At 50.2% G+C, this 15,067-nt stretch carries 17 protein-coding genes; 10 read left to right on the plus strand and 7 right to left on the minus strand.

Annotated features, from left to right (window positions below; translation table 11 throughout):
* The first annotated feature begins 1 nt into the window (after position 1).
* The 3 genes from B1748_RS24170 to B1748_RS24180 all read left to right on the plus strand — a co-directional run bounded on the left by B1748_RS24170 (position 2) and on the right by B1748_RS24180 (position 2,221).
* Positions 2-781, plus strand: coding sequence for a YheC/YheD family protein (locus B1748_RS24170; RefSeq protein WP_087570514.1), 780 nt, complete (start codon positions 2-4; stop codon positions 779-781).
* 128 nt (positions 782-909) lie between these two features.
* Entirely contained in the window at positions 910-1,635 is a 726-nt protein-coding gene (locus tag B1748_RS24175; protein WP_087570515.1) for an MBL fold metallo-hydrolase, read from the plus strand.
* 1 nt (position 1,636) lies between these two features.
* Positions 1,637-2,221, plus strand: a complete 585-nt coding sequence (locus B1748_RS24180) for a TetR/AcrR family transcriptional regulator (protein WP_179215798.1) — start codon at positions 1,637-1,639, stop codon at positions 2,219-2,221.
* Here the strand turns inward: B1748_RS24180 and B1748_RS24185 are convergent.
* Positions 2,183-3,100, minus strand: a complete 918-nt coding sequence (locus tag B1748_RS24185; protein WP_087570517.1) for an ROK family protein — start codon at positions 3,098-3,100, stop codon at positions 2,183-2,185. The two genes, B1748_RS24180 and B1748_RS24185, sit on opposite strands and share 39 nt — an antisense overlap.
* A gap of 267 nt (positions 3,101-3,367) precedes the next feature.
* Between B1748_RS24185 and B1748_RS24190 the strand changes: the two genes are divergently transcribed.
* Positions 3,368-4,648 (plus strand): MFS transporter, encoded by a 1,281-nt coding sequence (locus B1748_RS24190; protein WP_087570518.1) that lies wholly within the window; start codon positions 3,368-3,370, stop codon positions 4,646-4,648.
* An 86-nt stretch (positions 4,649-4,734) separates the two neighbouring features.
* Here the strand turns inward: B1748_RS24190 and B1748_RS24195 are convergent, their stop codons facing one another.
* Positions 4,735-4,962: a 3-dehydroquinate dehydratase gene (locus B1748_RS24195; RefSeq protein WP_087570519.1), complete on the minus strand. Its 228-nt coding sequence runs from the start codon at positions 4,960-4,962 to the stop codon at positions 4,735-4,737.
* 397 nt (positions 4,963-5,359) lie between these two features.
* Here B1748_RS24195 and B1748_RS24200 point away from each other — a divergent pair, with 397 nt between their 5' ends.
* The 4 genes from B1748_RS24200 (at position 5,360) to B1748_RS24215 (ending at position 9,177) form a co-directional block, all read left to right on the plus strand.
* Entirely contained in the window at positions 5,360-6,133 is a 774-nt protein-coding gene (locus B1748_RS24200; protein WP_087570520.1) for a sugar phosphate isomerase/epimerase family protein, read from the plus strand.
* Positions 6,134-6,351: 218 nt separating this feature from the next.
* Complete coding sequence (locus B1748_RS24205) at positions 6,352-7,377, plus strand: Gfo/Idh/MocA family protein (protein WP_087570521.1); 1,026 nt, start codon at positions 6,352-6,354, stop codon at positions 7,375-7,377.
* 257 nt (positions 7,378-7,634) lie between these two features.
* Positions 7,635-8,411 (plus strand): CAP domain-containing protein, encoded by a 777-nt coding sequence (locus B1748_RS24210; RefSeq protein ID WP_087570522.1) that lies wholly within the window; start codon positions 7,635-7,637, stop codon positions 8,409-8,411.
* A gap of 112 nt (positions 8,412-8,523) precedes the next feature.
* Positions 8,524-9,177 carry a 3D domain-containing protein gene (locus tag B1748_RS24215; protein ID WP_256975897.1) on the plus strand — a complete coding sequence of 218 codons (654 nt, stop codon included), beginning with the start codon at positions 8,524-8,526 and terminating at the stop codon, positions 9,175-9,177.
* 53 nt (positions 9,178-9,230) lie between these two features.
* Here B1748_RS24215 and B1748_RS24220 read toward each other — a convergent pair whose 3' ends face one another.
* The gene (locus tag B1748_RS24220; RefSeq protein ID WP_087570587.1) at positions 9,231-9,890 is read right to left on the minus strand and encodes a polysaccharide deacetylase family protein; all 660 of its coding nucleotides are present in this window, start codon (positions 9,888-9,890) and stop codon (positions 9,231-9,233) included.
* 375 nt (positions 9,891-10,265) lie between these two features.
* On the minus strand, positions 10,266-11,528 hold the full coding sequence (locus B1748_RS24225; RefSeq protein ID WP_246608851.1) for a methyl-accepting chemotaxis protein: 1,263 nt from the start codon (positions 11,526-11,528) through the stop codon (positions 10,266-10,268).
* A 281-nt stretch (positions 11,529-11,809) separates the two neighbouring features.
* Here B1748_RS24225 and B1748_RS24230 point away from each other — a divergent pair, with 281 nt between their 5' ends.
* Positions 11,810-12,193, plus strand: coding sequence for an O-methyltransferase (locus B1748_RS24230; protein WP_087570524.1), 384 nt, complete (start codon positions 11,810-11,812; stop codon positions 12,191-12,193).
* Positions 12,194-12,310: 117 nt separating this feature from the next.
* On the opposite strand, the gene B1748_RS24235 is transcribed toward B1748_RS24230, so the two are convergent.
* The 3 genes from B1748_RS24235 to B1748_RS24245 all read right to left on the minus strand — a co-directional run bounded on the left by B1748_RS24235 (position 12,311) and on the right by B1748_RS24245 (position 14,605).
* Complete coding sequence (locus tag B1748_RS24235; RefSeq protein ID WP_087570525.1) at positions 12,311-13,210, minus strand: TIGR03943 family putative permease subunit; 900 nt, start codon at positions 13,208-13,210, stop codon at positions 12,311-12,313.
* A complete protein-coding gene (locus B1748_RS24240; RefSeq protein ID WP_087570526.1) occupies positions 13,207-14,289 on the minus strand; it encodes a permease in 1,083 nt (360 codons plus the stop codon). The genes B1748_RS24235 and B1748_RS24240 overlap by 4 nt, the downstream gene beginning before the upstream one ends.
* Before the next feature lie 124 nt (positions 14,290-14,413).
* Entirely contained in the window at positions 14,414-14,605 is a 192-nt protein-coding gene (locus tag B1748_RS24245) for a DUF5325 family protein (RefSeq protein WP_087570527.1), read from the minus strand.
* Between the two features lie 139 nt (positions 14,606-14,744).
* On the opposite strand from B1748_RS24245, the gene B1748_RS24250 reads away from it, so the two are divergent.
* On the plus strand, positions 14,745-14,954 hold the full coding sequence (locus B1748_RS24250) for an alpha/beta-type small acid-soluble spore protein (protein ID WP_087570528.1): 210 nt from the start codon (positions 14,745-14,747) through the stop codon (positions 14,952-14,954).
* The last annotated feature ends 113 nt before the right edge of the window (positions 14,955-15,067 follow it).

Consider the following 15,067-nt stretch of genomic DNA (forward strand, 5'->3'; position numbering starts at 1 on the left):
ATTGTCTGTTAAGAGATATGCTAGTCGTAGAATCAGGGGCAAACTTAAAGTATGCCGATATCTGGAGAACGATAGCGCGACCCGGCGCATGGTACCCGATACGGAATCGTATAGTCTTGCGAATATGCGCAAACTGGCCAAACGCTATAACTCCTTGTATATCAAGCCGGATGTAGGTTCGCTTGGAATCGGGATATCTAAGCTCTCGCGGCAGAACGGCGGTTACCTGCTAAAGGAAACGTCGAGCAAGTCGCAGAGGTCGGGAAGCTTAGGGACGCTGGAAGCCGCTTACCGCCATCTAAAGGCAAAAGGGCGCGGCAAGCTGATCGTCCAGCAGGCAATCAAGCTGGATAAAGTGGATGGCAAGCCGTACGATATACGTGCGATGGTGCAGCGGAAGCCGGGAGGCGCATGGACATGTACCGGCTTTATCGTGAAAGTGGGCGGCAAAGGCATGATCGTCACCAACTATTATCAAGGCGGCGCTGTCTGGAAGCTTCGGAAGCTTCACAGGAGGCTTGGGCTGAATGCGCAAGAGAGCAACTATCGGGAAGAGCAATTGCGCTCCGAGGCGATCACGATCGCAAAGACGTTAAGCGCGAGACAATCCGGCATGCGGGAGATGGGCATCGATTTCGCAAGAGATCGCGGCGGAAAGTTGTGGATACTGGAGGTCAACTCCAATCATCCGCAGTTCCACCCTTTTAAGGCGATCGACCGAAAGGCCTACGATCGAATAAAGGAATATGCCGCATCATACGGCAGATATGACGCCAAGTGAATATAAGCTGACAACCGCGGACCTGGAGGTTCGCGGTTTTTATATTGCCAGGAAAATAAGAGTTGATAAACTAACGTCATTAGTTTATCATTAAACTAATATCATTAGTTTTATTGGAGGGCAACCCTATGAGAATAACTAAAGGAAACGGATTCGTACAGCTGACTTACTTGCCTAACCTGTTCCCAGTGAATTGTTATCTGGTAGAGGAAGACGACGGATTTACACTAGTGGACGCAGCATTGCCGAACAATGCGAAGGCTATTCTTCATGCGGCGGATCAACTGGGTAAACCAATCAAACGTATTGTGCTCACTCATGCGCATGATGATCATGTCGGCGCGCTGGATGCGATCAAAGCGAGCGATGGAAACATCGACGTATATATATCAAAGAGGGATTCGCGTCTTCTGGCCGGAGACAGGTCGCTTGCGGCCGACGAACCTCAAACGCCAATCCGGGGCGGCGTTCCGAAGGCCGTAAAGACTAGACCCGATGTGCTGCTGCAAGACGGCGACAAGATCGGGTCTCTGCTTGCAATAGCAGCAGGTGGACATACGCCGGGCTCCATGGCCTTTCTCGACGAACGAACGGGATTGCTTATCGCGGGAGACGCATTCCATACACGAGGAGGGGTAACGGTCACAAGCCGCATGCGATGGTCCTTCCCGTTTCCCGCTTTGGCAACTTGGAATGCCGAGGCTAGTCTTGCTTCCGCCAAGCGGCTTGCGGATTGTAAGCCCGCCATTCTGGCGGCAGGACACGGCAATCTCATAGAACAGCCTGTGGATGCGATGCTCGCGGCAATTGCCGATGCCGAGCAAGCCTGGATACGGAAGGGGAAGGGAGCATAATATGACGCCGAGAAAAGGACTGCAGCTCGAGACGATCCTGAACACGGCTGCTGCCATAGCTGACACAAAAGGTTTGGAGCAGGTTACGCTGGCTTCGGTGGCGGCAGAACTGGGCGTTCGATCGCCTTCGCTCTACAATCATGTCAATGGATTGCCGGAGCTGAAGGAATTGCTTGCGACGAGAGGGCTGAAGTTGCTAAACGATAGGTTCGCCGCAGCGGAAAAGGGAGCACCGAAGGGGGAGCGTTTGCTCGCTTATGCAGATGCTTATCTTGCTTTCGCCGAAGAATGTCCGGGATTGTACGAATTGACGTTGAAGTCGCCTGCGGGAGGTACGGACTTGCAGCAGGAATTGGCGAGCAGCCTTGTCGCAAAAATGATCGAGGCGATGCAAACTTTGGGCATCCGCGGAGAAGAAGCGATTCATGCGGTTAGGGGGTTCCGCAGCCTTCTGCACGGCGCAAGTATCGGACAGAAGGGCGGATTCGGGATGCCGGTAGATGTAAAAGCCAGCATCCATTTCGTATTAAACAGCTATATAAGAGGTTTAGTAGTTGCAGTGGACGAGAGCAGCCGCACCGATTAGACCTGCATCCTGCCGGAGCTTGGCCGGTACGATGACGGTCTCTCTGCCGCTGGGATTTAAGGCATGGGCGGCAACGTATGAACGCACGGCGGAAAATAGAGGTTCGCCTACTTGAGAGACGCCTCCTCCGATAACGATCTTGGAAGGATCAAGCAGGTTGATTAGCGACACGCAGCCCATACCGATATAAGTGTATACTTTCTCGATCAACGGAGATATAACCGGATCGCCTTGCGCCGCGAGGTCAAAGGCTTCTTTGGAAGTAATCTCTTTGCCAAGCAGCTCGCTGGCTTGCTTCGCAATGGCGGTGCCGGAAGCCAGCAGCTCCCAAAAACCGGAAGCTTGGTCCTTGGCGATTGGTCCTTGCGGATGTACGATCAAAAATCCGGCATCCCCGGCATTGCCCGTCGAACCCGTAATCAGCTTCCCGTGCAAGTAGATGCCAGCCCCAATGCCCGTGCTGATCGTAATAAAGATGAAGTGGTCGGCGTCTTGAGCGGCGCCGACCCACTTCTCGGCGAGCGTTGCGGCGGTCGCGTCGTTCTCCATGCGGATGGGGAGGGGCAGCAGCTCGGCTAGCCGTTCGACGACGGGATAATCCCACCAGCTCTTTAGATTGGGCGGGCAGGTCAGACGGCCTGTCTTCGTATTAAGCGGTCCAGGGGCGCCGACTCCTATCCCTTTCAACTGATTAAGGGCTAAACCCTGTTCATTGGCAAGCTTATTTACGACGTCTGCCACCTGGCCCAGCATCTCTCCCGGCTCCAGGGAGAGATCGGTTTTCAGCGAACTTTTGGCGATAACTTCCCCGTTCTGGGCTATGAGCCCGATTGCGATCTTGGTGCCTCCGATGTCAATTCCTACGGCAATGTTGTTCATGTTCAATTCCCCCAACTAAGATTGCGAATACAAAAATTCGAAAAGTTCGAGCTCAAACTCTATAATCACCAGTCTATCATATCGGGAGGAACGGGGAAATCATTGGCGCGAAAAAGCGATGCCCGGACGTGCAAAGTTCTTCTGTACAAAGAATCGGTAGTGTAGTAAGATCGGGTCGAATGAGACATTATGAGTAGAGGATCCTTTGCCCGCGCAGAGGGTCCTCCGTCCGTTCCGACAACTATGCGAAGAAGGTATCGATCAGATATGGCACGGATCCAGAGGAAAGAGTATCAGACGATTAGGCTCGGCATGCCCATGACGGCAAGGGTGTGGCGAAATCTGCGCGTCGACGTGGGCGCAACCGTGTTATTCAGCATGTTCAACGTTGTCATGAATCAATTCTACATTGCATTTGCACTTCAACAGGGAGCGGATAAATTGCAGGTTGGACTGCTTGCGGCTGCCCCTGCCGTCGGACTCATTTTCTCTCCGTTATGGGCCAGTTGGATCGAAAAAGCGGATAATCCCAAGCCGTTCATCATTATTCCCAACGCCGTCGGGCGCATGCTGCTGCTATTGCCCGCATTCCTTCCCGAACCGGGCATATATGTAGCAGCGGCCATGATGTTCCAACTGTTGATGGGCATTCAGGCGCCGGCTTACGCATCGCTGGTGTCCCGGATGTACCCTAATGAAATTCGGGGACGGCTGATGGGTTATGTACGTGTTTCCATGGGAGTGCTGATGATTCCTCTTGCTTATTTGGTAGGCAGTTGGGCGGAAGCGCATGGACCAACCGGTCCGCTCATAGCCGCCTCTCTTATGGGCGTCCTGTCGATCGGATTGTTTAATACGCTTAAATTATCGAAAAAGCGCATTTCGATCGTTTCAGGCGGGGGGCAAGAGGGAGATGAGTTTGCGCAAAAAGCGGATAATCGGAGGAAACGGCCAAGCTTTGACTTCAAGGAGCAGTGGAAGCTTGTCAGGCACAACCGAACGCTAGGCGTCTTCCTGCTGGCAACCACGTTCGCCGGGTTCGGGAACATGTTCGCCATTCCGCTGTATCAGATCATTCAGGTGAACGTGCTGGAGCTGTCCAATATCCAGATCGGATATGCAAGGGTTGCCTATTATACGGCGCTGCTGCTTACATTCTTGATTGCGGGCATGATGATCGACAGATTTCCCATTAAGTATACCCTGATGGTTGGCATCAGCGCTTATGCAATCGTTCCGATGTTATATGGAATATGGGGAACTTATTCCGTAGTATTGGCAGGCAACGCCATACAAGGCATTGGAGACGCCATTTGGGATATTGGCATTCTTGCCTTTGTCTTTCGCCTGGCGCCGGGACGGGAGGCGATGGTATTCGGCATCCATTTGATGTCGTTCGGAATCAGGGGAACGATTGGACCTTTGCTAGGCACGAGCCTCACGTCCGACATATCCATGAGCGCCTTGCTCATTGCGGCTTCGATCTGCGGCTGGATCGGAACATGGTTGTTTATGTGGGGCAACCGGGGCAAGACGCATAGTCTCTGATCTAGATGATAACAAGAAAGAGACGAAACGGGCAACGGAGGCCTGTTTCGTCTCTTTCTTGTGGGGCATGTAAACGCCGACGGACATCAGTACAACGATATCGTAAGCGTATCCCGCTCGTACAAGGAATGCAGCGTTGCTTCGCTGCCGATAATTTCGACGCTTATCAGCGAGCTGATACATTTTTTAAGCGCGTTTTTTCCGGTGGTCAGCTTCCTGTTAAGTACAGTAGACAATTTGTCGATTGCTTGCCTATTCGTATCGGTTAAGTAAACGGGTATGGTTTTATTCTGAAATAACAGCATGGTTTTCATTATGGACAACCTCCATCCTATGACGGATATATTAGCCATTAGCGCAAAAAGTCGAAATGGCTATCGTTTTTCCTAGTGTAAAGGACAATTCTTAAATGTTTATTAAAAAAAAGTGATGAAATGGTTACAATCTTCTCATAATTCGGTAAATGACGTAATCAATGTGTTTACAGTATAACGTAATCATTACATTTTGCAATAGGATGGAGAAAAAACATGCATATGTTCTCGCCCGGCAGCCATCATACATGGATACGAAGCGAGCCAGAAGACAAAATCGCATAAAAATAAGCTAATATGCCAACTGTTTTTTGTTCCATAAGATGTATATAATGATAGAGGTTGTACAAGCACAAAGTTAAGAGATGACAAATCCATATAAAAGGAGAGCGGTATGATGAAACGGATGGGCATTGGCTTGCAAATGTACACGCTTCGTGACGTAACGGCCACAGATTTCGAGGGAACGCTCCGCAAGGTTGCTGCAATGGGATATGAAGGCGTAGAATTCGCCGGCTACGGCGGGATTGAGGCGGAGTCTTTGCGTGATCTGCTGCAAGAGCTGAAGCTTACGGCAATCGGAAGCCACATCAGTTTGCAGGCGCTGGATACGAATCTGGAGAATGAAATCGCTTTCCTGAAAACGATTGGCGCGAATTACGCAATCTGCCCATGGTTGCCGCTCGAGGAGCGCGACTCGGAGTCTTGGCGGGGCCATCTCGTGAAATTCGAGCAGTTCGGCAAACGATTCCGCGAGGAAGGAATTACGTTCGCTTATCATAACCACGATTTCGAATTCGAAGTGGAGATCGACGGCGAGATCGTATTCGACGCCCTTTATGCGCGTATTGCCCCCGAGCACCTGCAAGTAGAGATGGACATTGGCTGGGTGCAATATTCCGGCAAGGATCCGCTTGCTTATATTAAGAAGTATACCGACCGTCTGCCGCTTCTTCATCTAAAGGACTTCCGTGCGGGCGAGAAGGGTAAAGGCATCGACACCGTGGAGCTGGGGCGGGGCGATTTGCCGCTTGTGCCGATTATCGGCGCAGCATCAGAAGCCAACGTCGAATGGCTCATCGTCGAGCAAGACACTTGCGCGAATCCGCCGTTGGAATCCGTTGCGGAAAGCATGGAGTGGCTGAAAAATAATTATCTGAACCAATTCTAATTAGAAAGTTATTATTAGATCGTGTTCAAAAAGTCCGATTTTCAGTACCGAGAAGGTTGGATGAAGAGTAGGGACTGAGGAGCGGAGCGTAGTGGAAGCTACGTGAGCACCGGAAGTGCCGGCTGAATTCAAGATTCGATGTCGATATACTTCCCGAGTTACTTCGTAATCAAAATTGGACTTTTTGAACCACCACTTATAGAAAGCAGGGGAAATCATTGTCTAAAGTTCGAGTAGCCGTCATTGGCTGTGGTTCCATCTCCAAATATCGTCATATTCCCGAATATGCTGCACACGCCGACGTAGAGCTTGTCGCTTTCGTCGATCCCATTATCGAACGTGCAGAAGAGTACGTAGCCAAACATGGCGGCAAGGCTTTCTCCGATTATGAGACGATGCTGGCTGAAGTAAAGCCGGACGCTGTCAGCGTATGTACGCCTAACGCGTTCCACGCGCCGATGTCGATCGCGGCTGCCAACGCCGGAGCTCACGTGCTTGTAGAAAAGCCGATGGCTGCAACGGACGCCGAAGCGGAAGCGATGATTCAAGCGGCTAAAAGCAATGGCGTCAATCTGATGGTTGGCCACAACCAACGGTTCATGCCTCCGCATGTGAAGGCTAAACAAATTCTTGAATCCGGCATTCTGGGCAAAGTGCTGACGTTCCGTACTTCGTTCGGCCATCCGGGTCCTGACGCTTGGAGCATTGATGGCGCGAGCAGCTGGTTCTTCCGCAAGGATGAAGCGATCATGGGCGCCATGGGCGATCTCGGCGTACACAAATCCGACTTGATCCGTTGGCTGCTAAATGACGAAGTGGCGGAAATCGCGGCTCTCGTAGGCACGCTCGACAAGAAGGGGACGGCAGTCGACGACAACGCTTCGTGTGTGCTTCGTATGGAGAGCGGCGTGATCGGCACGCTCGTAGCAAGCTGGACGTATTACAGAGGCGAAGACAACAGCACGATCCTCTGGTGCGAGAACGGCGTTATGAAAATCGGTACGCATCCGGACGATCAAGTTATCGTTGAGCTGCGCAACGGTTCAGTCGAGAAACATAAAGTAGGCGCTATCTCTACGAACGACAAACAAGAGTCAAGCGGTGTTGTAGATGCGTTCCTGACGAGCATTCTGACGAAATCGACGCCTGCTGTTTCCGGAGAAGACGGACGCAAATCGCTTAAGGTAATCCTGTGCGCGTTCGAATCCCAAGCAACGGGTCAATTCATTAAAGTAAACAACTAGTTTTCGGTATAGCTGAAGATCTCCGCATGTCCTCCGTGGCATGTTTCGGAGGTCTTCTTTTTTTATGTTTAAAGCACAAATACGAGATTTGTTGCGCAATGAGTAGATTCTAATAAAGCAGGCGGGACAATGGATTGCTCCCTTTTTTGTGTCGAATGGCAATTATTGTGTCATGAAGTGGTTATCCCCTCATGCTAAGATAAGGGACGTCGGAAGGATATCCGAACAATTCTAGCAGAATTAGGAGGAATTGATTTATGAGAAAGCAATCCATTCGGATCGGGGTAGCAAGCCTGTTGGCGGCTACGATGATCGGTACAGGTTTTGCCGTGCCGAAGGCGGACGCTGCAGCCGGAGATAACGGTTTCAAGATGCAATTGAACTACATCAATTACACACTAATTAACGATATAGCGTCCAAATATGGCATCGACCTTAACAAAATCAACTTTTCGTACAATGGGATCGTCATTAAGTGGCCAGGTGATGTAACGAAGCCGACTCCGGCTCCAACGGCTAATCCGACTACCGCGCCAAAGCCGACCGTAACGCCGGCTCCTACAGCGAAGCCGACTCCTGCTCCGACCGTTGCTCCTACGAAAGCGCCGACGAAGACGCCTGCACCTACGGTGAAGCCGACTCCAGCGCCGACAACCGGCACAGGAATGGGAGAGTTTCAAACGCAGGTTGTCACATTAGTCAACCAAGAGCGTGCGAAGGTTGGTCTTAAAGCATTACAGACTGACGCTTTGTTGAACAAAGTAGCAACGGAGAAGGCAAGAGACATGGACGTAAATAACTACTTCAGCCATACTTCGCCGACTTACGGCTCGCCATTCGACATGATGAGATCCTTTGGCGTCACTTACAGATCAGCGGGCGAGAACATTGCTTCCGGTCAGCCAACTCCGGCACGGGTTATGCAGGATTGGATGAACAGCCCTGGTCATAGAGCTAATATCCTGAATGCGAGCTTTACGAAGATTGGCGTGGGATACGTAAATGGTGAATGGGTGCAAATGTTTACTGGCTAGTCTTTAAGTTTCGTATTTCGTGATGTGATTCCATGCGGCTTGAGGGAGAGACTGGCCATTGATAGCGGCCTCTCTCCGTCGGCGGCAAATCATTTTTTGGAGGTACAACGTTTTGAACAAATGGATGTTGACTACTTTGACTACTGTTGCATTAACTTGTGCTACAACCCTATTCGCAGGCAACGCGCAAGCTGCGGAACAAACACATAAGATTGAACCCAATGATACATTTTGGCAAATTTCGTTACAATACAAAGTGCCTCTTAAGAAACTAATGAGTGCAAACGATACTATGGTTGCGGATCAACTGCAAATCGGATCCGAGATGGTCATTCCCGGTCAGGACGTTGTTGCCTTAAGCAAAGAGGCCGCTCCCGTACCTGCTCAAAAGGAAGCAGCGCCTGCTGCGATGACGGTAACAGCGCCCGGCGGCACGAAGCATATCTACAAAAAAGAACTGCAGGTAAAAGCGACGGCTTATACGGCGGCGGCATCGGAAAATGGCAAATGGGGAGCAGTGGATTACTTCGGCAATAATCTCAAGGTTGGCACAATTGCCGTTGACCCTAAAATGATTCCGCTTGGAACGAAATTATTCGTAAAAGGGTACAGCTACAATGGCTTGCCAGCAGGCGGCATGATCGCTACCGCAACGGATATAGGGGGTTCCATCAAGGGCAACCGTATCGATATCTTTGTTCCCGGAACGACTCAGCAAGCCAAAAAGTTCGGATTCCAAGATGTAACGGTATATATCCTGCAATAATGAATGAGCGCTCCTTTGACGGAGCGCTTTTGTTCTTTACGGGAAATCCGGAATTAACGATACGCCCGCTTGCCTAAAAGCTCGGGCAACGTCACCATTTCATACCCTTTGCCTTGCAGGGATTCGATCAGAACAGGCAGTGCATGGATTGTTCCATCCAAGCTTTGTCCTTCTCCCCCGCCTGCATGCTGTAAAATAATCGAACCGGGCTGCAACGTTTTGCGGATATTTGCAAGCACCCTTGCGCTGGAAGGATTCCTTCTCCAATCCTCGGAATCGACATCCCAGTTCACGATCGTATAACCGGAGCCTTTACTCCAACGAATCTGCTGCGGGAGCAGCTCGCCGTAAGGCGGGCGGATCAAGAGCGGCGTTACGCCGGCGATCCGTTTAATGACGCCATCCGTCTGCCAGATTTGATGCTGGACTTTGCTCAGCGGCAGCTTGGAGAAGACGGGATGATTGTAGGAGTGATTGCCGATGATATGGCCTTCGCTAATAATTCTACGGACCAAATCCGGATGTTTGGATGCCCTCTCTCCTACAACAAAGAAGGTGGCGCAAATCCGATAGCGGGACAACACATCCAAAATCTGAGGCGTGACCCGTGGATCCGGCGCATCGTCGAACGTCAGCGCTACACGTTTGAGGTTGCGTGGACCGTTTAACAAAAAGGCATTCGGGTACTGCTTATGCAAGGAGACCCATGACATATCCACTTTCTGGGCTGCAGGCCGTCTACGTTGCCTTTGTTTTTGCTTCTGTCCCCGCTTCTGCTGCGGTCTGTTCTTTTGCTTCGCTTTTACTGCAGCGTTTTGTTTGCTTTGTTGTTGTGGCGCAGCTTCGGCAGCTGACCTGGAAGGTACGGCTGAAAATAGGAGCGCGGTGATTGTTGCGGCTGCGACAGCGAGTTTCCCATATTTGATAATCAATCAGGTTCATCCGTTCTTCTGTAATGTTTGCAGCTTGTTGGCATGGTGTATGGGGTAGGTTCCCCGCAGCTCGGTTCCTTCATACGTCTCGCAAGCGATTATCTGGCAAAAGAAAAAGCACCCGGTCTGGGTGCTGAGTAGGATAAGCAAGCCGTATTATTTCATCTTGAATACTTGAATCGTGCGCTGCAGCTGCGTCGCCATGGACAACATGCGTTCGGTCTCTTGTACGACGGCTTGAACGGATGCGATCTGCTCGTTCATGGAGGCGGATACTTGTTCTGTGCCGGCAGCGGACTGCTGAGTAATCGCCGAGATGTTCTGGATCGCTCCGGAGATTTGGCGAGCGCTCTCCAGCATGGCATCGCTCTCTTGCGAGAACGCGTAAATTTGATTCGTAATAAATTGAATGCTTTGCTCGATCTCCTGGAATATCTGTTCGGACTGGCGAATGTGCTCGCTCTGCAGCTTAACGACATCTTCGTTAACCTTCATATTATTGATGGCGAGTCGAATGCCTTCATCAATGCTCTTTACGAGCGTGAATACCTGCTTCGTCGAAGACGTCGATTCCTCGGCCAGCTTGCGAACCTCTTGAGCTACAACAGCAAAGCCGCGGCCATGCTCGCCTGCCCGTGCCGCTTCGATGGAAGCGTTTAGGGACAGCAGATTGGTTTGTTCGGCGATATCGGAGATCGTAGTCGTAATGGCGGATATGCCTTGCGCCTTGCGAGCAAGTTCTTCAATCGTAGCGGATACTTGCGCAGTGGCGTCAATGTTGCGCTGCATGCCTTCCGCTTGAATCTCCAATGCTTCCCTGCCTCGTCCCACGATGGCGATCGTTTGATCGGAGCGCGCATTCATTTCTTTGGTGGAATGGGCGTAGGCTCCAACCTTTTCCTCGATCTCGTTAATGGAATTGCTCATATCCGAGACGTCCTCGGAAATTTCGTTCGCTCCTGTAGCGAGCTCCCCTGCAGAAGCGGCAACTTGTTCCATGGCGGTCTGAATGCTGTTGTTTTTATCGAATATGCCACGACTTGTTTCGGCTACGTGACGAATGATGTTGGAAGTCTCTGTTAGAATATCGCGAAGCTTGTCAACCATGCTGTTAAAGGAGTGACCCAGTTCTCCAGCTCCGGAGTTGGCTGACATATCGATCTTTTGGGTGAAATCTCCCTTTGCAATCCGATAAGCCGCGCCGGAGATCTCGTCGTAAGATCCCGTAATGGCCTTGTCCACGAATACAATGGTAGGATATGCGGCAATTGCAAGCACGATTGAAATCAGGATCATTGCAAGCAGCGGGCCGCTTGCGAGCGCTGTCGTAAGAATCGCAATAATGGCAAATAGCGCTAAATTGAAATACGTCGTTATTACTAGTTTATTGCGCACCGAAAGCGAGTAGTACCATTGGATCATTATGTAAGCGCTCCTTTTATTAGAATAACCACATTATAACATTGGACCCGAATTTGGTCTATAATTGTCGACCTAATAAATGAAATGCAATTATGATACTTTATACTCAGCTATGTAGGACATTCAGCGCAATTGAAATTTCGGAAATTACCAAGTATTTTTTCGGTGATGAAAATAATGGACAATGTTACCATTAATGACAATTCGATGTTTTATTTCGTCAGATGGTGTCGAAGCAGCAGGTGAGAATGTCGAAACACTAAAGGAGGTTATCGAGTATGGAAATGGTATCTTTGGCAAGACAAGTAGACTTCGTATTCAGGCAGTTGGAGGGTGAGCTGACGAATGCGGCAGCCGGTACCGTGCAGATTTGCATTCGCAATAATGCAGTGGGAAAGTTCGGGATGAAACATCATCCTATCGAAAGCAGGGACGGCAAGCTTGAAGGCAAGGACAGGGGGTTAACGCAGGAGCAGGTACAAGCATTCCGTCAGCTGGCAATCGAAGCATTGAAATACAGGAGGGATTGGACGCATGGCGAAATTTTATATGATTTTGCAGTGAAACCCAGCAGCAATACGTGGTCGGCAAGCGTCTTGTACGAATCTAATTACAATATGGCTGCATGGAACAGCCGCTACACCCCTCAAAGATTGGCTTGACGGTATCTTTTGGAGGGAATCCGAGTAGGACGGCTGGCCTAACATCAATGAACCCTGCGGGCGGAAGTAATCGCAAGGTTGCGATGCGGAACCAGCCGTCGATGAAGCAATGTTCCCTTAGGATCCGAATTCCAGATCGGGATACACATATGGAGAAGCAGGAGCCGGAATCCGTTCGATTTTGGTCAATTCAACCGTAAGTATCTCGTTCTCCATATAATTCGAGATAGCTAGCTTTCCCGTGCCCTTGACCCAGTCGTCTTCGGCGTACTCGTTAGCTTTAGGCCATGTCGTCATCAGACCGTAAGGAAGCGCGTCGGCCGAGCAGCAATTCATGGCGAACCGGCTGATCGCCATTCGATCTTCTCCCATTTCTTCCTCGCGATAGATGAAGCCGCTTATTTCGATTTCTTTGCCCATAAACGCGTCGCGATACAAATCAAGCGCGGTCAACGTTTCGATGAATCGGCTCTCCGGGACCACGATGAGGGGCCGTTCGTACAGCTGCTTGGCGAGCCTGGCGTGATCGACCGTATATTCGTCATAGGGGAACAGCTCGTTCAGGGTATTGTCGTTATTATTGCCCGAGCTGCCTTTTGTTGACAACGAAACGGGATCCGAGCTTGTCTCTGTCGCAGACCGCGAAATCATTTCGTTGCCCGTGAAGCTCATTCCCTTCTTCGCGGCCAGTGCGCTGCCCAAAGTACCGGTAGGGGTCAGGAAGCCCAAAGCCAAAGGAAGGATAAAGAGACTGTAAACGAAGATGTTTTTTGTCCTCGACGAAGAATGTTGATGATTGCAATCGCAATCCGCGGCTTGCGATTTTCTGCGCGCTTTGAGCGCAGCGTACAGCTGGTAGATGGCGGCCGCATATAATCCTATTGCTGACAACTTCACGAGCAGCTCCATTTTCGGAGCGATAAACAGCGTCATGTCGCCCGTGCGGAACAAATAGACGATTAACATGGCGAAGCCGGCAAGAAGCAGGAATCGGATAAGATGCTGGGTCGTCGTCATAGAATCACCTCGGCTATGAGAGTTGCGGCTACGGTCAGTACAGCGGTAAGCGCTATAAGCAAGGCGACAATCCGGAGCTTGAAAGTGGACATCAGCATTAGCGTATTTTTGAAATCGACCATGGGACCGAATACCAGGAAGGCAAGAAGCGGTCCCGGCTGGAAGATGCCGTTGAACGAAGCAGCGATAAAGGCGTCGGATGTAGAGCAAATGGAAAGAATAAATGCAAAAGCCATCATGAACGGATAAGCAAACATGGGCTCGCCCGCGAAGCCGACCAATACGTCTCTGCCTACGACCGTCTGAATCACGGCTGTTAGCAACGCGCCGATAAGCAGGTACTGTCCCATCTCAAAAAATTCTTCGGAAGCATGCGACATCGTCGAGGAAATTTTGCTTCTGATCCGCCCCTTCTTAACGTAAATAGTGTTATGTGGATGGGGATTAGGCTGAACATGATCATGTGCATGAACGTTAACATCATGATGAAAGTGGGAGACGCCTTTAGCGGCATGTCTGCCATCTGTCCGCAATGGGCTTTGTTTCATAAACCTGGACAGCAGTAGACCAATCAAAACAGCGATGACAAACGCCGCGATCATGCGGGCGTATGCGATCTCCGGGCTTGTACGAAACGCCATGAAGGTAGACGAGAACACAATGGGGTTTACGATGGGTCCTGCAAGCAGATATACGATTCCTATATAAGCCGGCATCCCCTTGCGAATCAATCGTCTGACGACAGGGATCATCCCGCATTCGCATAAGGGAAAGAAAATACCCAACAGTCCTCCGACCAGGACGCCGGCAACGGGGGTGCGAGGCATCATACGGCGAATCATCTCATCCGTAACGAATACTTGTAGCAGCGCGGAGAACAAGATACCGAGCAAGATGAACGGGAATGCTTCCAAAATAATGCTGATAAATAAAATTTTGAAGGATTGAAAATTGGCAGGATTCAATATGACGTCCCATGCAACGGCCGGCAGCTCGCGATTCGTCGCAATTAGGAAAATCATGATCAAACAGCCGATTGCCAAAGCAGGCGTGCCTATCCGGAATAATGTGGTTCGCATATGTACATCCTTCCTCTTCGCGATTAATTAGTAATGATTACGATATGGAATGATACTCATACTATAACCTATGCGAAAAAGTCTGTCGATAGGACAACCATTTGGAAGTAAAAATGGAGAAGGCTTATTCCCCGTTACGGGCCTTCTCCGCCTTGCGTCGAAGCTTTGCTTTTACGATAAAGCCTGCCCCTATGCTAAAGAGCGACAGCATGCCGAACAACAGGACGAACCAACCGTTATAACTGATGGATATCGCCGTCGCGCTCATGAACAAAATGGACAATACGGCAAAAAACATGGACAATGTTTTGGACATAATAGAAACTCTCCTTGACGCTTTGAAACAGCGTAAAATATTTTTTAAGCTTGCAGCATAGTTTGCGGAGATGTGCACATAATAAGTTTGCAAGCTTGCAACACACCAACAAGTGCAGAGGACGAAAGGAGAATACCTGATGTCACGTAGCAACCAACTTATTGTCCCACAAGCATCGCAAGCACTGGAGCAATTAAAACTTGAGGCAGCACAGGAATTGGGCGTTCAAATTCCGGCAGATGGCTATTATGGTAATGTAACCAGCCGCGATGCAGGTTCGCTTGGCGGTTATATCACAAAGAAGCTTGTCCAAATCGCCGAGCAACAATTGTCCGGTGGAAACCGTTAAGCGATTATTATACACAAGCGATCGTCAGAGACCCAAGGGGAACCTTGGGTTTTTTTATTTGTGGGAAGTTATGCGATTTCCAAACTTGTGGAAAGTAAGCAAGTTCCATGTGC

The sequence above is a fragment of the Paenibacillus sp. MY03 genome, assembly GCF_002165585.1.
Taxonomy (GTDB): Bacteria; Bacillota; Bacilli; order Paenibacillales; family Paenibacillaceae; genus Pristimantibacillus; species Pristimantibacillus agaridevorans.